This is a genomic window from Paraburkholderia sp. BL18I3N2, assembly GCF_003001875.1.
GTDB lineage: Bacteria > Pseudomonadota > Gammaproteobacteria > Burkholderiales > Burkholderiaceae > Paraburkholderia > Paraburkholderia phytofirmans.
Window position 1 is genome coordinate 12,857 of the sequence record NZ_PVNC01000038.1, and the last position, 20,193, is coordinate 33,049.

The following is a 20,193-nucleotide window of genomic DNA, read 5'->3' on the forward strand; positions in this document are numbered from 1 at the left end:
TGAAATCGGCCTCGATCAATTGCCTGCTGCACGATCCAAACCCAGCAACCCAAACGACCCCCAATCCCTGCCTCCGGCAATTCTCTCGAAGGTTCCGAACATGAAATTAGTCATGTCAAGTATTGAAGCAAACATTGTCAGGTTCAACGTAAATAATGTCATGCTTTTCGGAAGCGATAGAGCCCAAATACTTGGGCCAACAGACATCGATTGGATATGGATCCAGCCGATTTTCCATTGGCACCATTAATTTTTTTCAGGCACGCCCCGCATGCCTCGTCACAACCAAATCAGTCTCCAAGACGATGCAATTAAGTTGACAAGCACAATCGGAAACGGGATCGACTTCGTTCATCCAGCCAATATTGAGCTGAACGGATAGCCGTTTTGCGCATCATGAACTCAATCAAGGCTGCTCGACACCATTTTCGGTAAACACGAGAGGGGTGCCCTGGTGAGTCGCGATAACGGCAGTCGCGGTGCTACGGTCCGCGCGAGGCGTCGCGGTAAAGGTAGCGCCATCGTCGTGGCTGAGTAGCGAACTACCGTCCAAGCCGACTGCAATGACGCTGCCGTCCGTTAGCTGAGTCATCGCGGTTATTGAACCTTTGCTGCTTGTATCGACTTCCTTCCATGTGCTGCCAAAGTCTGTGCTACGCAATATGTGGCCTCGCACGCCGGCGACCAACAGCACGCCACCACGCAAGCTCAACCCAGTCCACAGCGTGGCCGGCGACATCGTTAACAGGGGCTGCCACGATTGACCCGCATCGTCGGATCGGTAGACGGTTCCTCGCTCCGCCGTCATGAACAACTGCCCGCGCGCTCCGGCGAAGATACAGAACAGGCTGTAGTCAGCATGAGCCGCACCGGATGCAGCAGGTAACTTTATTTTTTGCCACGTTTTTCCGCCGTCTTCGGTACGCAACAGCAAGGACCAAAGTCCGCCCGCGATACCGACTTTTTTATCCTTGAACCAGACACCAAAGAGCGGCTGATCGACAGTGTAGTCTTCACGTTGAACCGTCCAAGTCTCCCCACCATCGGTACTGTGCAGAATCGTGCCTCCGTGGCCTACGGCCCAACCCTCGTTTTCGTCCACGAAACTCACCGCAGCGAGCGTAGCGCGGCGTGGCACCGCCCTGGCCTGACGAAAGCTCTTGCCGTCGTCATCGGACAGCAGCACAACGCCGTGGTCCCCCACCGCGACTATGCGCTTGCCGGCCCGTGTGACGCCGAGCATCATTGCCTGGCTGGCCCATGGGCTCGTCACCGCCGGGCGCAAATCAATGCCTGCGGGGTTGGCCGGTGCAGCGGACTGCGCGGCGCCGATTTGCCAAAATAACGAAAACAAGGCAGCACCGACCTGCAGCAAGCAAATACCCGCGAGTCGCCGTGATTGTCGAAAAAACCGATGGCTCATGATAATTCAGTGAGTAAGGATGGATGGAGAATGGACTGGACCCCGGCGCGGAATCAGCAACTCCAGCACAACCGCCAGCGCAGGCAGAGCTGTAAACGCCATCACCAAATTGACGATAAACATGAAGGCAAGCAAGATGCCCATATCAGCCTGGAATTTCAAGGCCGAGAACGACCAGGTCGAGACACCAATGGCAAGCGTAATGGCGGTAAAAATGGTGGCCATGCCTTCGAACTCCAACGCTCGCCGCATCGCAATCTCGATCGGATCTCCGTCCGCCATATGCATCTGCAATCGGTTGTAGATGTACAGTGCGTAATCAACTCCAATACCTACTGCCAACACCATGACAGGCAAGGTCGCCACCGTAAGCCCGATCTGCAATTCCTTCATGAACCAATAACCAATGAAAGTACCGATGGTTAATGGCAGGCAACATGCAATGGTTGCGCGAATATCACGGTAAACCACCAGTACCAGCGCTACAATCGCAGCATAGACATAAAGCAACATCGGCAACTCACTTCGTTCCAGTTCGTCGTCAATAGCGGCCTGGACCCCTGCGTTGCCCGACGCAAGAGAAATTTTCACGTCGGGTCTGGGATTTTCTGCGCGGAACTTTTTAACCACATCGACTACCCGCTTGATCGTGACTGCCTTGTGGTCAGTCAGGAAGAAGTTAACCGCGCTCATACGGCAATCCGGGCTCACGTAGCCACGGTTACGGGCGATCTCGGCGGCCATTGAGCCGAGATTTACCGCATCGATCGGGATCACCGCCATCTTCGGATTACCTTCGTTATAACCTGCGCTATAGCCACGCAGCCGAGTAGCAAAGGCATCCACGCCACGAATACCCGACGTGTGCCCCACCTGCCAAATGAAGTCGTCCTGATGCCGCGGTACTTCGACGTTGTCACATGAATTTGGCGGCGATTCGAAAACGATCGTGAGCCAATCCAGCCCTGTGTCGTAGCCATTGGCAATCGCTACCGCATCGCGATTGAAGCGTGAATCGGACCGTAGCTCGGGCGCTCCGGCCTGCAGCGTCCCTACAATACGGTCCCGGCTTTGCCAGATTGACGTTGCCAGGAGAAGCATTGACAGTACAGTGACGATGATGGCATTGCGAGGTCGAGCGATGACGGCCAATGCCTTGATCAGATGCAAACGTTTCTCACGCCGCAGCATCGTTTTCTCTGCGAAGGATTGGTCAAAATGAAAATATGACGCCAGCAGAGGCAACATCATCAGGTTCGTGATGATCTTATAGCCGACACCGAGCGAAGCCGTGATTGCCAACTCGCGGATCATCGGGATTGGGATTAGCAGAAGCGTTATGAACGAGACGAACGCGGTGATCAACGCAAGCATTCCCGGGATCAACAGCCCAGCGAAGCTATTGCGCGCAGCTTCCATTGTCGTCTTGCCCTGACCAAGACCGCGTACGATGAAATTGATCTGCTGTACGCCATGAGAGACACCGATGGCAAATACTAGAAATGGTACGAGTACACCTAGCGGGTCCAATCCCACGCCCATCAGTTTCAGTGTGCCGAATTGCCATACCAGCGATGTCATCGAACAAAGCAATGGAAGTAACATCAGGCGTACCGAACGGCAATACCAATAAACCGCGAGCGCAGTCAGGAACACCGCGATCGCGCAGAACTTGAGCACCGCCGAGGCGCCCTCCGATATATCGCCTATCTGCTTGGCAAACCCGATGATCTGAATCTCGAAGTCCTTGTCCTCGAACTTTTTGCGTATTTGATTTTCGATCAGTTTGTTATAGATGACGTAATCTAGCTTCTCTCCATCGGCGGTTCGATCGTTGAGGTCGGCAACAATCATGGCGCTCGTCTGATCTCGCGACACCAGGGTACCAACGTAGCCACCGACACGGGAGAGCCGGGCGGTGTTGGCGATCACTGTATCGTTAAGCTCTGCGGGGGTCACCGTTCCTGGGATGAGAGGATCGGCGCGAAAACCATCTTCTGTGATTTCGTTGACGAAGGTGTTGGGGGTCCAAAGCGACTGCACGCCCAAACGGTCGATGTAGGGCAGAAAAGTCACCGCTTGGGTCACGTCGTATAGCCGCGTAAGCCCCTGTTTTGTAAAGATGGTGCCCTTGCGAGCTTTGACGACAAAGGTCAACCGATTTGCGCCGAACAACTGAGCACGGTATTTGAGAAACGTCTGAATGTACTCATGGCCAGTCGGCAACTGTTTGTCAAAGCCCGCCTCCATGCGAAGCTGCGCTCCGAACCAGCCTAACACGATCGTTATTCCGAGCAGTCCCACCAAAAACGGAGAGCGCCAGCGGAACAGAAATGTTTCGAGATTTTTGACAAGGAATTTCAGCATAGACTCAACCAGCGAATGATGTTGCGCGCTCAACGATTAAGAAACATGCGCGCCAGACCCGCGAGTCCGACATGCCGTGATGCGCGAAAGCTTTAGAACGTGACATTAAGATAGCCACCAACGAAGTCGCGATCCCTGTAGTACTGCCGGGTAAGATGCCTATTTTTTCCGCCGAAATAATTTGTATAGGACAAGCCAGCCGTTATGACATTTTTCGAGGCATTCTGAACAAAAAACAAGCTTATGGTGGTCGCTTGGTTTCCGGCTAGTGCACCTGCCAAGGCACTGGGGTTGTCGCCCAACTGATACGAATAAAAGATGTCAGGCGTAAATAGCCAGCCGGGAATCACGTTGCCATCATAGGACCAGTTGAAATCGACGTTCAAGCTTCCCGAGTATTTGTTTGCGGTACTGACCAGATTGCCGCTTGAATCCTGGAAAAAATATCCGCCGGCGAGAACGGGCTGGTATACCTGAGCACCGTTCAGGTTGCGACTAACAGTGCCTGCACCAATGTTATAGTGAACCATAACCGCTTCCAACGAGAGTTGGGCGTTGTTCGCATGAAGCACGTGCTTTACCAAAAAGGGGTAATCGCTTGGCGTCATCCCTAATACAGCGCTGACGCTCGTCTGGATCTTACGAGCATCGATACTGTACGGACAAACCGATGTGTCCGCGAACGGCCCACTTGGGTTATAAGTGCTCTGCGGAGATGTGTAGCAACCACCAAGGCCAACGGCGTCCCTTGGACGGTAAGATGCTTCCCATCCGAGCGCCCAATCACCGACTGCGCCGTTCGAACTCACCCCATATAGGCTTCGATTCTCTAAATAGCGGTAACTGCCGTTAGGCGTACCGTCAGTTTGATACACCGGGGCCTTGTCGTTGTAGTGAAGATAATAGAAACCGAAGTCAACACCGCTACCAACCGGCTTGTAATGCCCCGAGAAGCCAAACTGCCCGCTATTGCTAGGTTTGATCTGATTCCAACCGCTGCCGTTGCCAAAAGTATCGCTCGTCGAAAAATAGCCACCGGCCGGCGCAAATTTGTCGGCATTCCATGCCACCTGATAATAGGTTTCGACGCGCAGACCAGGCAGAATGCCACCTGCCACACTGACCATTGGCGCCGGCAGCAGCACTTCCTTGAGCAGCGTGCCGGGAATGGCATATTTCTGGTAGTCGTAGGCATTGATTGAGTTGATGCCGCCGCCGGCATAGAGCGTTTCGCCCCAGTTAATAACCTGATTGCCAATCCGTACGCGCCCGGTCTGACCATTGATGTTGAAACTCTTACTGACCCAGAGATCGAGGAGCTGGGGGTTGTTGACCAACTGATTGCGAGCCGGTTGAGACAACGGACTGTTGGTCCAGTCGGCGGCAAAGTCGTGCTGTATTGTTGCGCGCGCCAGAAATGAAATACCCTGTTCCGGTAGCGCGAATGAGAATTCAGGCGTGACTTTCACATACAGGCTGAAAAGGTGATCCTTGCTGTAGTTTTTATCACCTGAAACTGCGAAGCCGGAAGCGGCGAATTCCGGCGATGTGTCTATGCCCGAAACTCGCATGCCGAAACCCGTTCCAAGCAGAGTTGTAAAGTCTCCTGTCAGCGTTCCGGTATCGTTTTGGAATGTTATTGCCACCACCGGTGTTGCAGCCAGCGACGAAAGCACTGCCGATGCAATCAGTATGTTTTTTAGCTGCCCAGCCATCCTCGCTCCTATTTTTCTCTGTTCAATCCATCTGGATACTGTCAAACCGATGCACTTAAATGTGCAAGGCAGCGGATGAAATACATCTCCAAAACTTGTGAGGTCGAGGTGATGAGGTTGCAGCAGTCTTCGACTACTCGCCCGCGCCGGGGGAACTCATGCAAGCAGCGAGCCCCGACATTACTGACCAATCTTGCCAACTGGTTATACCGGGGTGATGGCGGCATATATCCCATGCAGTCGTTAATGCTGCCGGCCCGTGTATTTTCGGAACAGACGGAGCGGCAGCGGCAGTTATTGGAGGCCTGCCAGAAATCTTGGCGCAAGCCTCAACGCTCGCTAATCGCACGCAAGTTTTCCGGTGAAAACCAGTCGAGGCTCAGACGCGGGTCTTGCGATCGGTCCGTGAAGAACCGGGTATCCTTGGTGCCTTGACCCGACCAGATTTGGTCCCAGACGTAACGTCCACTGATCAAGTCATTGAAGACGTACGTACCTGCAACGCAAGCACCTAGCTCGTAGGCCGGCGTCGGACTGGCTTCGTGAACTCGCCACAGATTTCCTTTCGCGTCGTAGTCTTCGCCTGCCACCGTCATCCAGCTATCCTCGTCTAGGTACACCGTGCGTTTCGGTGCCGAATGTCGCACGCCATCTTTAACCGTCGCCTCGAGTACCCAAACGCGATGCAATTCATAGCGCCGTCCGGACGGCTTCACGTAGTCAGGGCCCAGGTTCTGCTTGTAGTCGCCCGTACTGTCCCATGCAAGAAAATTGTTATAGGAAACATATAGTTCTTTCTTGCCGACAAGCTTCCAGTTGTAACGATCCGGATTACCGTAAAAAACTTGCTGGTCGTCAACCGGGTACTGGTTTTCAAATCCGATGATAGGTGCGTCGTAGCCATACGATGGCTGCCGGCGCACGCGGCGCTGACCAGGGAAATAGGCATAGGATTCGTTATCCTTATTGTAGTAATAGGTCTGGTTACTGGCAAACCCGAGCTGGGAAGCAGGCTCCAGAGCATTGTAGTGGCTGGCAATCTGGACGCCACCGTTGTCCTTGGGACTGGAGGTACCCTTTTGTGCATTCGGATAGAAAAAGACATCGCTACTAACATACGCGAGGCCATCACGCCCCGATCCTGGTGGCGCCGACAAATACGAGACCGCTCGCGCTTCTTCATTCCCGACCCCCTGATATTTTGCCAGCCAGTTCCAGATTGCTTCGATGCCAGTTTTCGGGAACGGGAAAGGAATACCCGGCAACGCCGCATCTTCGAGCGACCAGCCATCGGCGCCGATTTTCCCGCGCCCTTGGGCATTCAGCACGGTATTCTTCGCAACAAAGTCAGGGATGCCACAGTCTCGATGGGTGGAATATACCGGCATGGTGTACCCCTTTTTCGTCTTGAGCAGTTCAATCTCGCCAACCGTAAGGTGATCCGCATATTTGCCGACGTTGGACGCGTCGATGATGAACAGCGGCTTGTCGTCACTGTGCGGCCAGTAGGTTTTGCGATTTTTGCCGTAAATCCATCCTGCGCGCGGCGGCTCGGCTCCCGTCCAGACCGGAATAGTGGCGTCACTATTTCCACTCATCTCCGCACCGGATGGAGTGAGACTTTTACCCAGGTCTTCCGGACCGGCAGCCCAACTCCCGGACATCGCCGCAGCCAGCGCGATTGCAGCAGCACTTACCTTCATCAACTCCAGCTTCATCTTCATGTCATCCCCTACATGGCCGACCACGTTTATCTACAGGTCGATGGTAATCACGAGATTTTTCTTACGATAGGTTCGTACAGGCCATAGCCGGGTGCCTGTCGGCCACCTGCCTCTGCACGAGATTTCAAATCTTCAATTGCAAACACCGCAAATCGGTGCTGACCTGACGTCCGGGACTGTGGTGCCAGCTAAGCATTTTTTGGGCGGATTCGGCGAAATACCCGGCGTGACTGAGAAGAACGATGGACATAGGCGTCCTTACAATGTGATAAGATTTCGCCGAACGCAGGCATACTTACGTCACTTGAACAAAGTAATGGTCGCGCGACGTACAAGCCGGACATGCCGTGTTCCGCGACGATATCGACTGCCTCCTTGGTGAAATCATCTACGACAGTCAGGCACTTCAGACGCCGCCCGTTCGACAGTGCATCCATCTCGAGGTCAATTGACCAACCCTGGTTAGGCCCGCCCGTCAATGCCAACTGCTCACGTTCAATCATGACGCCGTGGCACCGACGGCGGCGTCGCACGGCCAGCCAGCCCAGCTTCACGATAAAGGCTATGCACGCGCTTGTGATTCGCGTGAATGCCTTCGCGCTCCACGAGTGCATGCAGCCGCCGGAAGCCGAAGCGCCGCCCGTCATGCGCCAGTTCCACCAGGCGCGCCGTCAGCGCTTCGTTCTCGCGGTCCGGCATCGCCTCGTAATGCAACACGCGGCGACATAGCCCGACAAGCTGGCAGGCGCGGCGCTACGAGATGTTTACCTTCTCCAGAATCGCCGCCACTGCTTCGCGCTTGGCTTGTGGGCTCAGGGCTTTCCCTGGACGGCCACCTTCAACGCTTCCATAACTAGCATCGCTTCGGCCAGCAGTTCCTTCAGCCGCGCGTTCTCGGCTTCCAGCTCCTGCAGTCGGCGCGCTTCCGACACCTCCCTGCCGCCGAACTTCGCGCCACTTGTAACGACGCGTCACTGAAGCCGTGCTTGCTGCACAGCTCCTTTGCCGGCACGCCGGCCTCGGCTTCCTTCAGCAACCCGGTGATTTGCTCTTCCGTAAAGCGCTTCTTCATGTTCGTCCTCTTCTCCGAAAACGAACTTTCCTAGCTTCTGACTGACCCGGTTTGTTGGGGTAGGTCGCTTAACGATATGTACGCTTGACCTAATAATAGTCGCTGATAGACCTAGAGGCAAGATCGTTAAAGTAAGGGAAAATACTGCCTCGTGAGACGTACAGTTCGCGTGGACATCGTTCTGATAGGCGGCGCATATGGCTCTGTCACCAAATTCGAGCGCCGATGTTCCGGACCAATTTGTCAAATCAGGAACCATCGGTCGCGGACTCTAACATCAAAAAAACATTTCAATATTTCGTGATACCATTTGTTCGACCTATAGCTGTAGCTTGGGTCGTACAAGATTTTTTAGGGGAGCCAGCATGCAGAAAAAGGCGGTGAAGCACTGGACGCTTGATGAGGCTAGACAGCCTAAGTCCGGCACAGGAACGACTACGGGGCGAAATCGGGAGCTACGCATTACCCAGATCATCCATGCCGCCCAGCAAACGTTCCAGGAGGATGGGTACGCTAGGTTTACAACCCGCCGCGTGGCCAGTCGCGTTGGCATTACACTAGGAAATCTTCAGTATTACTATCGGACGAAAGAAGAGTTGCTACGTGTAACCTTGCAGGCATACTTGAACCAGACACTGGACACCTACCGGGAAATAGCAAATCGGAAAGATGCCAGTGCGGCGCGGCGTTGCTCTGTGTTGGTGGAGCGAATTATCCAAGATATCAACGAAACCGACTTACCGAAGTTTATGTTTCAAATCTGGGCTTTCTCCCAGCACGATTCGTTTGCAGCGGCGCTCGTCGACGACACGTATGCGGAGTGTCGGTGCATATTTGCGAAATTGTTGGCCGAGATTCACCCAGCTTTGACCAGCGAGGAGTGCCTGGTACGCGCATCCATTCTTGTCTCCCAAATTACCGGGATGATGATCTTCGCTTATCACGGCGGAGACTCAGATAAGGACTACGCAGAGTTCATTCGCGTAACGAAGCGGGCTGTGAAATTGATCGTCGGTTTGTCCACAAAGACGCCGGGGAACGATACTCTTTTCCATTGTTTAGCCGATCCTTCGGTAGGCGCGGACGATAGCGCCAGTGCACGCATCGCGCCCATTGACCCTGAAGATCGATTCCAGCAGCGACTATTCGAGCTGACTATACGCGCAACGGGACAGAATGAAGTCTACTACCGACCAACGGTTCAGGGGAAACGCAGGGAGGTCAAGATCAACGAGATCGTCTCCTCTGCCGCGAACCTTCTCGCCACAGAAGGATATGGGAACTTCACGCAAGCGCGAGTGGCCAGGGAGCTTGGCATTCTCCCATCTGCGCTTCAGAACTACTTTCCAACATATGACGATCTGCTCCATTCGACGATTGATGCGCTAATGAAGCTCTATTTGGACCGGTATACAGAAATGGGGAATCCAGACGGAAAATCTGCGCTTGATCGTCTGCGCAAACTTGTCAAAGACGTCTCTGAGGAAGGTCGTGATCCGCGGGTATGTCGATTTTCCTTTGAAATGTTCGCACTGGCCCAACACTCGGAGAGGACACGCGAACTCGTGGGAAAGGTGTACTCTACCTATCGGGCGATTTATGCGGGTCTAGTGCGAGAGATAGACTCATCCGCGACCGCTCGCGAATGCCTGGCGCGTGCAACATTGATTGCTGCGCAGCTGGAAGGTACGTCGACTTTGATGTTTGGCAAACAGCAGTTGCCGGCGAACACTGACTCGGTTTTTAAACTAATGCAGACTATGGCGATTCGCATCGCGCAAGGAGGGATCACCACGGAGACTTGATATGAAGAGGCACCCTGCAAAAAATTTTCCATCCTGGAAAACGACAACCGGCTGAGACGGGTCAACCGGTCAGCGTGCGGCCAGAAACCTTGAGGTTTGCTTTAGGCGTTTCTCGTCGGAATTCGAAGTCGGTCGGTCTGCAACTTGCACTGGACGATCCAATTCTTTAGATGCAATTCCTGATGTTTGTTTAGCTTTCGGTGACCACCGGCACCCTGACTCGAAACGCTGTCGAGCATTTCGAATGGCTGCATCAAACTGCGACTCTGTCGCCAGATGTTTGTGATCAACGCTCACGAGCCAGCCATGACCGGACTTACACCATCTAATGCGCCCTTCCTCGTACATTAGACAGAACCAGCGCCACAGTTCGGCGTCGCTACGATTTGCCAATCGCGCTGCTTCAAATCGATCATCCCTCTCGGAAATGTTTGGCATAACCTTCCCCTAACTCCTCAAATAGTAACGGTGACCAAACTCCAATACGCGAATCCACGTGCTTAGGTAGCCCCACCATCTTGGCTACCGTACCACCGCCCTACCTGCTGCGAGCGGAGATATGTCCACGGGAAAGACCGTGACTGAATAAGTCCGCAGCAGCAGCAGCCCGATCTTGGGCAGAGATTCAAGGGATTAGACGGTTTTTTCAACCTCGCTCACGAGATCGGGAACGACCGTAAACAAATCTCCAACCAGACCATAATCCGCAACGCTAAAAATTGGCGCTTCCGGATCTTTGTTGATTGCGACGATTACCTTCGAGTCCTTCATTCCGGCCAAATGCTGTATCGCACCGGAGATGCCAATCGCAAAGTACAGCTGCGGCGCGACGACCTTGCCTGTCTGGCCGACCTGATAATCGTTTGGCACGTACCCCGCATCGACGGCTGCGCGGGAAGCGCCCATCGCAGCGCCCAGCTTGTCGGCCAGAGGCTCGAGCACCTTTGTGTAGTTCTCGCCACTACCCAGACCACGCCCACCCGATACGATGACGTTCGCCGACGTCAGTTCCGGACGGTCCAGCTTCGTCACCTCGCGGCTAACGAATTGCGAGACGCCTGCATCAGCCGCCGCTGCGATCCTCTCAACCGATGCACAACCGCCTACTATTGCGGCCGGTTCAAAACCGGTTGCACGGACCGTAATGACCTTGATTGGATCTTTAGACTGCACAGTCGAAATAACATTGGATGCGTATATTGGTCGCTCAAACGTATCGGCGGAATTTACAGCCGTAATTTCACTGATCTGCGCAACGTCTAGCTTTGCGGCAATACGCGGCCCGATGTTTTTACCGTATGCGGTAGCTGGTGCCAGGATATGCGAGTAGCCGTGAGCGATGCTCAGCACTGTTGCCTCAACGTTCTCCGCGAGGCCTTCTGCCAGTTGAGGCGCATCCGCGAGAAGAACCTTTTCGATTCCCGCCACGCTGGCAACCTCCTCCGCCACTCCCATTGCACCATGACCGGCGACGAGCACATGAATAGCCTGATTTGTGCAAGTGGCTATCATCGCACCAGCGCCGATGGTGTTTAGTGTCGCCGCCTTCAACGACGAGTTATCGTGCTCAGCAATTACCAGAATTGTCATCTCATTCGTCTCTACGATTTCACGCTGATTAAATAACCTTGGCTTCGGTTGTGAGTTTTTCGATCAATGTCTTCACGTCTGCCACTTTCACGCCAGCTAAGCGCCTCGGCGGATCGCTGACTTTCAGTGTTTTTAGTCGCGGCTTGACATCGACGCCCAAGTCTCCGGATGTCACAATCTCAAGCGGTTTCTTCTTCGCCTTCATAATATTCGGCAACGTCACATAGCGTGGCTCGTTCAAACGCAGGTCGGTCGTGACAACCGCGGGCAGTTTTAGTGACAAGGTTTCCGTGCCGCCATCGACCTCACGCGACACCGTGACCTTTCCATTCGCCACAGCGATCTGGGCCGCAAATGTAGCCTGAGGTAGCGTTGCGAGCGCAGCGAGCATCTGGCCCGTCTGGTTCGAGTCGTCGTCAATTGCTTGCTTGCCAAGAATCACGATGGAAGGCCGCTCCTTGTCGACCAGCGCCCTTAGCAGTTTCGCCACCGCCAGCGGCTGCAACTCCTCGTTCGACTCGATCAGGATCGCGCGGTCCGCGCCCATCGCCAGTGCCGTGCGCAGGGTTTCTTGGCATTGGGCGGCACCGGCCGACACTGCAATCACTTCTGTCGCTACACCCGCTTCTTTCAAACGCACGGCTTCTTCAACGGCGATTTCGTCGAACGGGTTCATCGACATCTTGACATTCACAATGTCGACCCCGGTATTGTCCGTCTTCACACGAACCTTCACGTTGTAGTCCACCACACGCTTCACTGCCACCAGAATTTTCATGTTGCTCCTTCAATGAAACAAGAATCCGATCAACGTTCCGCCGGCCAGATTTCATCCTTGTATCGCGATATTCAATAGGCGTAAAAACCACGACGAGTCTTTCGACCGAGAGATCCGGCGTCCACAAGCTCTCTGAGCAATGGTGCCGGCCGATATTTTGGATCGTTAAAATCGCGACTTAGTACCTCCATAATCGCCAGCACAGTGTCAAGACCGATTAGGTCTGCCAACGCGAGGGGCCCGATTGGATGATTCGCGCCCAGCCTCATGCCGGCATCTATATCTTCCGCGCTCGCGAGTCCTTCGTGCAAAATGCAAATCGCTTCATTGATCATAGGAACCAAGATTCGGTTCACTGCGAAGCCTGGCGAATTTTTGACGTCGATAGGTGTTTTGCCAATACGCTTTGCGAACGCCACCGTCGTATTGAACGTCGCGTCACTTGTGTGCGCGCCTCGGATGACTTCGACTAGCTCCATAACCGGCACAGGATTGAAGAAATGCAGTCCTATGAAGCGGCCGGGATTTGAAATTGTCGCACCGAGCTTTGTCACCGATACCGACGAGGTATTGGTAGCGACGATAGTATCCGGCTCAACGATCAAGTCCAACTGTTTGAGAATATTCTGCTTGTTGCGCACATCTTCGGTCACGGCTTCGATTACCAGCTCACATGCCGCCAGACGCTCCAATGCAACGCCGCCATCAATCCGAGCCTGTATCGCGGACGCCTCGGAATTGGATAATTTCCCTTTCGATACAATTCGTTCGAACGCAGCCGCGATACCTTCCAGACAGCGCTGTATTGCCGCGTGGTCGATATCGTTGAGTACAACATTCAGTCCTGACGCCGCACACGTCTGAGCGATGCCTTGTCCCATCTGGCCTGCACCCACAACACCTATCGTCTGGATTTTCATATCGCGCTCCTTGTACGCAATTCGTTTCTCCTCCGCGGTAACCTCAAGCCAATCCGCGAATAACTGCCTATCGTGCAGCGACGGGTCTTCCCATTGAAGACTGGCGGTATTTTTGCAAACGGCTCATCTGTTTTTTGTTGAGGAGAGTCCTTCTGCTCAATCTACGCTTCGCGTTACGGTCAAACAAACGATTTATCCGCATGCACATGTGCAAAAATCTCACTCCATAAATCGACGCCTATACCGAGGAAGAGCGGGCGACGTCGTAGCATTGCTATCTGGAAGAACAGCTCTCGTTTCCGTTCGAGGCCGGCATTCGCAAAGCAATGGCCTCTTCACCGCTGCGCCCGGGTGAACACGTCTCGGTCACAGGACTCGCTCATGAAGACCTGTGCCGGGTTGGCATCTTCGTCTGGGTTCGGTGGGGCCTACGTGACGTGGTGGCACCCCTGGCCCAGATCGTTCCGGTGAGCTGCGATGAACCGACACAAGTAGCCGTCGCTGACTGGCACTACTGGCATGATCAAGGTTACTGACATCCAGAAAGCCGTCGCACTGTCGCAGTGGGATCTCGCTCACCTCGTCCTGATCTCTCGCAGTGTTGTTGGTCCCGTACTAAATTCCAACTTCTGACGGGTTACGCTGACGGATACGTTCGAAGCGACGACCAATTCGATGCACGACCTTCCAGTCGCACCCAATATTCTGGACCAGGACTTCAGTGCAAGCGCTCCGAATCAAGCCTGGTGCGGTGACATTACCTACATCGCAACCGATGAGGGATGGCTGTATCTGGCCGGCCTCAAGGATCTGTATAGCAGAGAGATCGTCGGCTATGCTATGAGCGAGCGCATGACAAAACAGCTGGTAATGCAGGCGCTGTTTCGCGCTGTCGCGTCGCACCGACCACCGGCCGCTCTGATATAGCACACGGATCGTGGCAGTCCAGTACTGCGCCCACGCCTATCAGAAGCTCCTCAAACAGTTCGGCATGCAGGCATCAATGAGTAGACGTGGAAATTGTTTTGATAACGCACCCGTTGAATCGTTCTGGGGCTCATTGAAAAATGAACTCGTCTATCATCGCAAGTTCTCGACCCGCGACCAGGCCTGCAAAGAAATCACGGAATACATCGAAATCTTTTACAACCGGCAGCGAACACAGGAACGCCTGGACTATCTGTCGCCGGCCGCTTTCACGCAGCGATTCCATTTGAGTAAAATCGCTGCTTAGCCGTTGGCGTCCACGGATTCCGACTGACCTCACCGTCGCTCGTCAGCCACGGCGACGATTCTCGATTCGGCATAGTCCGGGATCCGGCATGAACCTGAAAGGCCGATCACATCGATTCGTATCGCTGTCCGTCTGGCTGTTCACAAACCTGCCGATTATCAATACTGCCGATGACTACGCCACGCTCATGCCGTGGAGCATGCTCTCACGAAAATCACTCGGCGAAAGTCCTGTCCAGCGCCTGAAGGCATGCCGGAAATTAGATGCGTCGCTGTAACCGACGCGGCCAGATATTTCTTCCGCCGACATTCGGCTGGTGGACAAAAAGTTTATCGCAAGTTGTTTGCGGACCTCGTCAACGAGCTGGTTGTAGGACATTCCCTGGTCTGCGAGCTTACGTCGCAACGTGCGGGGTGACACATTCATCCATTGCGCCAGCTCGGTCAGCGTTGGCAGAGTGTCTGTGTAGGACAGGAGACGATTTTTTACTCGCATGCAAACATCGTCGCAGCGCTCAACTTTACTCATAATTCGTTCGCACGACGCAACGCAACTCTCGTACATTAAATTGCAGCGCGCTACCGGATTTGCTCTTAACCAGCGCGAATCAAAGCGCATCTCACAGTTTGGTGCGTTGAAACTGGGATACGTGCCGAAGGTGATCGCATATTCGCGGTTGTTAGTCCCGCCAAGCTCGGCAGAAGTGTTCAATGCGACAGACGTAAGGCGGAAGTCGGGCGAAATTGCCTCACGCAGCAGCGTAAGCATCTTCGACATCTCTAGTTCTATGCAAAACCGCTGCTCCTGAATGTCGAATGAGTGGAGAAATTCGAAGCCCAGCACCGCTTCAGAACCTTCTTTGCGCAGCTTGAGATGGAACTTGGCACCCATGAGCGGCGCAAACCGATTGGTCATCTCGATGGCGGTTGCTAAGCTATCTGCGCTCGCGAATGCACTACCAGCAAAACCAAACGATGACAAACGCAAACGTCGGCCAGCGGCTAATGCTAGCGATGTCGCCGACATCATGCGGACACCATTGCGATGCAGCCGCAATTGTTGGCACAGCGAGATCTTGGTTCGCCAGTCCAGCAGTGCGCGGTGCTCGATATCAGTGCCAGTCAAGGCATCATGCGTCGCGCAGCCCTGCTCATTCAATACGCTCAACAGCGCTAGCACTTCGCCGAGATAACAGGCTCGGTCGCGGATTGATATGTCGGAGTGGGTCATAGTTTTTCCAAAAAACTAGGGCTTCAGCCGTAAAGTTGTATTGGCTGACACGTCTGCACCTTCATCAACACTACACCCACCTCAAAGCAATTTACGCGCCATGTCAGATAAAATCAGTGTTAACACGATTAAGGCGAAAATGTCGAATGAAAACATACACGTATTGATTTTTAGTGTCCCAGCGTCCTAGCATTTGCGCGGCCTAGCTTGCACTAATTTGATGTATGATGCATCCATGCATAGGCATTGTCTATCGGGCTTTCCCTCATTTGGAGCATTGCCACAGAGATGCGTCAGGAATTTTTGAACCAATCAAAGAATGGAAATGGCCGTTGCGGCCGCATGCCAACAGACGTGTCCGGTGCGACCGGCATGCCTTCGGAGGGACCGGTGGTACATTTGGAGGCGCTGCACAGAAATTGGGTAATTAAAGCGAGATGGTGCCTATATAACTAGCCGCCGCCTGTGATCGAATCGGCAGCTCGATGGCCTCGGAGGTTTTGCCCGACAGAAGACTATCCGAACGCGCAGGATCACTTTATGGTATGTCGCAGCACTTTCTTCGCGCGGAATGCGTAATCGAGTATTTGGTGGATCACGCTGCCCGCCCAGTCTTATGCAGTCTGGCGCCGTGCGGGATGACATCCGTCCCAACTTGCATTAAAGGTAAATTGATGACCAATTTGTTTCAAGCCGTCGGACATACAAATCTCGGCGAGACGGTCTATAGCGTCATTTCTGCGCAGCTGATCAAGGGAGGTCTGCGGCCCGGAGACCGGCTTAGAATCAGGGACATCGCTGCACAGATGGGTACCAGCGTCACACCGGTGCGAGATGCGTTGCTGCGGCTGGTGCAGGATCGGGGTTTAGTTTTCCAGAACGCTCGTGATATTCGTGTTCCTCATATTTCGGCCGACGAATACCTTGAGATCCGGATGATTCGCGTTGAGCTGGAAGGGCTTGCCGCGGCCCAAGCGGCTCAGAGAGCCGACGAAGCAGATATCGATCGTCTGTTGCTTTTGGTGAATGAAAATGAGGAGGCCATCAAGGCTGGTGATTTCGCTCGAGGGACTGAGACCAATCAGCTCTTCCACTTCGAATTGGCACGCGTTGCAAAGGCGCCAGAATTGCTGGAAATCTTGACCCGTCTTTGGATCCGGATGGGGCCAATCATCTCGGAGGTCTATGAACAAGGTGGGCGCTCAATGATCGAGCATCACTATCATATTGTACAAGCAATAAAGGATCGCAACCCCCGAGCGGCTCGTTCCGCTATGCGCGAGGACATCGAGTCTGCTGGCGAATTGATCCTGCGACTGAGAACTCAAGATCGAACGCTTGGGGTGTCGAGTGGTAAGACCGTACCACATGCACTAGCTGGTACCCCGCGTCGTTCCAAAAAGACGGCCTGAAAATATGTTGGAAGAAAGACTCGACCCAAATCTATATGTTTCTCTGCCCATACTGGCGGAATTCGCATTCCGTCAGACAATTGGCCACTTCGAAGCACTACGCACTCCTTATCGAGCAGACCGTTTCGCAAATCACCCGGACGAAACACCAATCGTCGATCTCACGCTGCTTTAGACCAACCTTTTTTGCTTCTTTCGAATCTCGAGTGGGTGGACTGCCGGGTCAAGCGCGGGCGCAAGCCCGGCGAAGCGACCGCTTGACGCGCGTGGTGCAAATAAGCCGGTGCAGGGCTGGTTGCGGCAGAATGCGGCAACCAGCCCTGCAAGACCAAGCGAACGATGACGAACCAAACTCAGCTGTTTGAAGCCGCCCTTGGAATCAAGGCGCCGTGGTATGTGCAAGGTGTCGATTTCGGCACGGAACTGACTATTGCCGTGGACTTTGTCGCGGACAGTCGGTTTGCCTACCCCGGGGTGCCTGGCGAACACCCGGTGCACGACACGGTTATCAAACGGTTGCGCCATCTGAATTTCTTCCAGTTCGACTGTTATCTGGAGGTGCGCGTGCCGCGTGTGCGCTTGCCGGACGGCTCGGTGCGGCTCGCACAGCCTGACTGGATGGGCAAGCTGGATGGCTTTACGCTGCTGTTTGAAGCGCTCGTGCTGACGCTGTGCCGGGAGATGACATTTGCGGCGGTGGCCCGCCTGGTGAACCTGTCGTGGCATCGCGTGAAGGCCATTTGCGACCGTTATGTCGATCTGGCCGTGGCCGCGACTGACCTGTCCGACGTGAGCGCAGTGGCCATTGACGAAACCTCGTGCCGACGGGGCCACGGCTATGTCTCGCTGGTCGCCGACATGGATCAGCGGCGCGTGGTCTTCGTCACGCCAGGCGAGGATGCCGGCGTCGTCGAACGCTTTGCCAGGCACCTGGAGGAACACAACGCAACGCCTGCACAGATCCAGTCGGTCAGCATCGACATGTCGCCCGCCTTCATCAAGGGCGTGGACGAGCATCTGCCCGACGCACGCGTGACGTTCGACAAGTTTCATGTGGTTGCGCACGCGTCCAAAGCCCTCGACGGAGTGCGCCGCGAGCAGCAGAAGACCGATCCCGCACTGAAGGGCATGCGCTGGTCGTTGCTCAAGGATGCTGACAAGCTGAACCTCGTGCAACTGACCGATCTCGAGGCGCTGATCAGCCAGTACACCACCAACCGCACCGCCCGTGCCTGGATGTACCGCGAGCAGTTGCGCGAGATTCTCGATCGCAAGCAGATCCACGTCGTCTCCAAGATGTTGCGTCGCTGGTGCACCGGCGTCATGCGTTCCAAGGTCGAACCCATGAAGGACGTCGCACGCATGATCCTCCGGCATTTCGACGGCATCGTCGCCTGGGCCCAGACGCGCCAGACCAATGGCTTCATTGAAGCGATCAACGGCCTGTTTCAAGCGGCCAAGCGCAAGGCGCGGGGATATGCCAGCTTCAAAACCATGCGAACCGTGTTGTTCCTAATCGCCGGCAAGCTCGACTTCTCGGCCATCAATCAGCATGCCTCGTGAGCCGCATTACCCACTCCACTTTTAAAAGAGCCCCTTTTTTTGGCCTCACAGATTTCTCGCTTGGTTGGATAGAATCGAACCAGCGCGCCTTTGAGCCAGCTCAATCTAACCGTGCTGTTGCCCAGTATTGCCGCGCCTGCGATTCAATCCAGACGCGAAACACGGTCAGTGCCACGTTCTCCGATTTTTGCTCGGGATAGATCAGGTAGTAAGAGCGATCGCTCGCATGCTCGTAACGGGAGGCTTCGACCAGTACGCCTCGCCGCAGTTCGTCCTCCACCAGCAGCCGCGGAATCAAGGCAACGCCCATGCCATGCACTGCGGCCTCCGCCAGCATCGAGAACAGTTCGAAACGCGGTCCCGACATGTCGCCACCGACCTGCATGTCGCGCGAAGCAAACCAGTCCCGCCACGCGTAAGGACGCGTGCTCATCTGCAGCAGGGGATAACGCGACCAATCCGCCCGGTCCAACGTCTTGCGCGGCGCGATAAGCCCGGGACTACAGACCGCGATCAGGCTTTCTCCCATCAAGAAGACACTTTCCGTTCCGGGCCAGCCAGCGGTACCCGCATGGATGGCAGCATCGAACACGGTATCGCCGAATAAAAACGGCCGCGTCTGCGCTGCCAGATGCACCGTCACATCCGGATGCTCCTGCACAAACAAAGGCATGCGCGGCAGCAGCCATTTAGTCGCGAAGGTTGGTACCACAGCCAGCTCGAGCGTGCCGCCCTGCCCGCCCTTTGCCATTAACTCCAAAGTATCGCGCTCGACCATATCGAGCAACGAACCGACCTTTCGACTGTAAGCCGTACCCGCTTCGGTCAGCGCGACACCGCGCCGGCTGCGGCGGAATAGCTTCACGCCCAGAAAGTCCTCGAGTACGCCGATCTGACGACACACAGCGCTTTGCGTCACGGCCAGTTCGTCGGCCGCCTTCGTAAAACTCTGATGACGCGCGGCCGATTCAAATGCTGATAGCGCAGAGGTGGAAGGGATCTTGCGTCGCATTGGGCCCGCCTTTTCAAGGATTGGAGGATCGACTAACAAGTGCTATTTTTTCACAATTGAGTGCGAACAAAGCGTTTGTGCGTTGACAATATTTTGCTTAGATTTCCGATACTCCACTCTCCTGCCGATTTCAGAATGAGCACAGCGCGCAAATCCGCAGCCTTCCATTGGGACGATCCCTTGTTGCTCGACCAACAGTTGAGCGATGAGGAGCGTATGGTGCGCGACTCGGCCAACGCGTATTGCCAGGAACGGCACTGTCAACTTATCGAGAGCGGGGCGTAAAAGCGGGAGAAAGAGCACGCCTCAAAATGAGTAGGATGGATTTTGGGCGAGTTCGGTGAATTC

The 20,193-nt window shown here is 54.6% G+C and carries 13 protein-coding genes and 3 pseudogenes; 6 read left to right on the forward strand and 10 right to left on the reverse strand.

The annotated features are described in order from the left end of the window. Window positions 1–406: 406 nt before the first annotated feature. From B0G75_RS38770 to B0G75_RS40975, 5 genes and pseudogenes are all read right to left on the reverse strand, one after another. The gene (locus B0G75_RS38770) at window positions 407–1,423 is read right to left on the reverse strand and encodes a YCF48-related protein (protein ID WP_106286279.1); all 1,017 of its coding nucleotides are present in this window, start codon (window positions 1,421–1,423) and stop codon (window positions 407–409) included. Window positions 1,424–1,429: 6 nt separating this feature from the next. Beyond that, a complete protein-coding gene (locus B0G75_RS38775; protein WP_106286278.1) occupies window positions 1,430–3,790 on the reverse strand; it encodes an RND family transporter in 2,361 nt (786 codons plus the stop codon). 92 nt (window positions 3,791–3,882) lie between these two features. After that, window positions 3,883–5,505: a DUF1302 domain-containing protein gene (locus tag B0G75_RS38780; RefSeq protein ID WP_106286277.1), complete on the reverse strand. Its 1,623-nt coding sequence runs from the start codon at window positions 5,503–5,505 to the stop codon at window positions 3,883–3,885. Between the two features lie 329 nt (window positions 5,506–5,834). Continuing rightward, entirely contained in the window at window positions 5,835–7,229 is a 1,395-nt protein-coding gene (locus tag B0G75_RS38785; protein ID WP_146142598.1) for a DUF1329 domain-containing protein, read from the reverse strand. 314 nt (window positions 7,230–7,543) lie between these two features. After that, window positions 7,544–8,301: pseudogene (locus B0G75_RS40975) on the reverse strand (transposase); the annotation flags it as partial. A gap of 365 nt (window positions 8,302–8,666) precedes the next feature. On the opposite strand from B0G75_RS40975, the gene B0G75_RS38800 reads away from it, so the two are divergent. Then, window positions 8,667–10,106: a TetR/AcrR family transcriptional regulator gene (locus B0G75_RS38800; protein WP_106314849.1), complete on the forward strand. Its 1,440-nt coding sequence runs from the start codon at window positions 8,667–8,669 to the stop codon at window positions 10,104–10,106. Between the two features lie 633 nt (window positions 10,107–10,739). Here the strand turns inward: B0G75_RS38800 and B0G75_RS38810 are convergent. From B0G75_RS38810 to B0G75_RS38820, 3 genes are all read right to left on the reverse strand, one after another. Continuing rightward, window positions 10,740–11,696, reverse strand: coding sequence for an electron transfer flavoprotein subunit alpha/FixB family protein (locus B0G75_RS38810; RefSeq protein ID WP_106286273.1), 957 nt, complete (start codon window positions 11,694–11,696; stop codon window positions 10,740–10,742). A 28-nt stretch (window positions 11,697–11,724) separates the two neighbouring features. Next, window positions 11,725–12,474 (reverse strand): electron transfer flavoprotein subunit beta/FixA family protein, encoded by a 750-nt coding sequence (locus B0G75_RS38815; RefSeq protein WP_106286272.1) that lies wholly within the window; start codon window positions 12,472–12,474, stop codon window positions 11,725–11,727. Window positions 12,475–12,545: 71 nt separating this feature from the next. Beyond that, on the reverse strand, window positions 12,546–13,394 hold the full coding sequence (locus B0G75_RS38820) for a 3-hydroxybutyryl-CoA dehydrogenase (protein ID WP_106286271.1): 849 nt from the start codon (window positions 13,392–13,394) through the stop codon (window positions 12,546–12,548). A 278-nt stretch (window positions 13,395–13,672) separates the two neighbouring features. On the opposite strand from B0G75_RS38820, the gene B0G75_RS38825 reads away from it, so the two are divergent. Beyond that, the gene (locus B0G75_RS38825) at window positions 13,673–13,930 is read left to right on the forward strand and encodes a calcium-binding protein (RefSeq protein ID WP_106286270.1); all 258 of its coding nucleotides are present in this window, start codon (window positions 13,673–13,675) and stop codon (window positions 13,928–13,930) included. A 118-nt stretch (window positions 13,931–14,048) separates the two neighbouring features. Continuing rightward, window positions 14,049–14,628: pseudogene (locus tag B0G75_RS38830) on the forward strand (IS3 family transposase); the annotation flags it as partial. A 174-nt stretch (window positions 14,629–14,802) separates the two neighbouring features. On the opposite strand, the gene B0G75_RS38835 reads toward B0G75_RS38830, so the two are convergent. Then, on the reverse strand, window positions 14,803–15,858 hold the full coding sequence (locus B0G75_RS38835) for an AraC family transcriptional regulator (RefSeq protein WP_106286269.1): 1,056 nt from the start codon (window positions 15,856–15,858) through the stop codon (window positions 14,803–14,805). A gap of 674 nt (window positions 15,859–16,532) precedes the next feature. Here B0G75_RS38835 and B0G75_RS38840 point away from each other — a divergent pair. Together B0G75_RS38840 and B0G75_RS38845 are read left to right on the forward strand one after the other, a co-directional pair. Then, entirely contained in the window at window positions 16,533–17,270 is a 738-nt protein-coding gene (locus B0G75_RS38840) for a GntR family transcriptional regulator (RefSeq protein WP_106286292.1), read from the forward strand. 339 nt (window positions 17,271–17,609) lie between these two features. Further along, the gene (locus tag B0G75_RS38845; RefSeq protein WP_106286268.1) at window positions 17,610–18,833 is read left to right on the forward strand and encodes an ISL3 family transposase; all 1,224 of its coding nucleotides are present in this window, start codon (window positions 17,610–17,612) and stop codon (window positions 18,831–18,833) included. Window positions 18,834–18,933: 100 nt separating this feature from the next. On the opposite strand, the gene B0G75_RS38850 is transcribed toward B0G75_RS38845, so the two are convergent. After that, window positions 18,934–19,845, reverse strand: a complete 912-nt coding sequence (locus tag B0G75_RS38850; RefSeq protein WP_106286267.1) for a LysR family transcriptional regulator — start codon at window positions 19,843–19,845, stop codon at window positions 18,934–18,936. Window positions 19,846–19,980: 135 nt separating this feature from the next. Between B0G75_RS38850 and B0G75_RS41775 the strand changes: the two are divergent. Next, window positions 19,981–20,100: pseudogene (locus B0G75_RS41775) on the forward strand (acyl-CoA dehydrogenase); the annotation flags it as partial. Window positions 20,101–20,193 lie beyond the last annotated feature (93 nt).

Coding starts and splice junctions, on each gene's coding strand:
- B0G75_RS38815 (WP_106286272.1), bottom strand. CDS start 12,474: ATGAAAATTCTGGTGGCAGTGAAGCGTGTGGTGGACTACAACGTGAAG.
- B0G75_RS38785 (WP_146142598.1), bottom strand. CDS start 7,229: ATGAAGATGAAGCTGGAGTTGATGAAGGTAAGTGCTGCTGCAATCGCG.
- B0G75_RS38845 (WP_106286268.1), top strand. CDS start 17,610: ATGACGAACCAAACTCAGCTGTTTGAAGCCGCCCTTGGAATCAAGGCG.
- B0G75_RS38850 (WP_106286267.1), bottom strand. CDS start 19,845: ATGCGACGCAAGATCCCTTCCACCTCTGCGCTATCAGCATTTGAATCG.
- B0G75_RS38835 (WP_106286269.1), bottom strand. CDS start 15,858: ATGACCCACTCCGACATATCAATCCGCGACCGAGCCTGTTATCTCGGC.
- B0G75_RS38800 (WP_106314849.1), top strand. CDS start 8,667: ATGCAGAAAAAGGCGGTGAAGCACTGGACGCTTGATGAGGCTAGACAG.
- B0G75_RS38810 (WP_106286273.1), bottom strand. CDS start 11,696: ATGACAATTCTGGTAATTGCTGAGCACGATAACTCGTCGTTGAAGGCG.
- B0G75_RS38770 (WP_106286279.1), bottom strand. CDS start 1,423: ATGAGCCATCGGTTTTTTCGACAATCACGGCGACTCGCGGGTATTTGC.
- B0G75_RS38780 (WP_106286277.1), bottom strand. CDS start 5,505: ATGGCTGGGCAGCTAAAAAACATACTGATTGCATCGGCAGTGCTTTCG.
- B0G75_RS38775 (WP_106286278.1), bottom strand. CDS start 3,790: ATGCTGAAATTCCTTGTCAAAAATCTCGAAACATTTCTGTTCCGCTGG.
- B0G75_RS38820 (WP_106286271.1), bottom strand. CDS start 13,394: ATGAAAATCCAGACGATAGGTGTTGTGGGTGCAGGCCAGATGGGACAA.
- B0G75_RS38840 (WP_106286292.1), top strand. CDS start 16,533: ATGACCAATTTGTTTCAAGCCGTCGGACATACAAATCTCGGCGAGACG.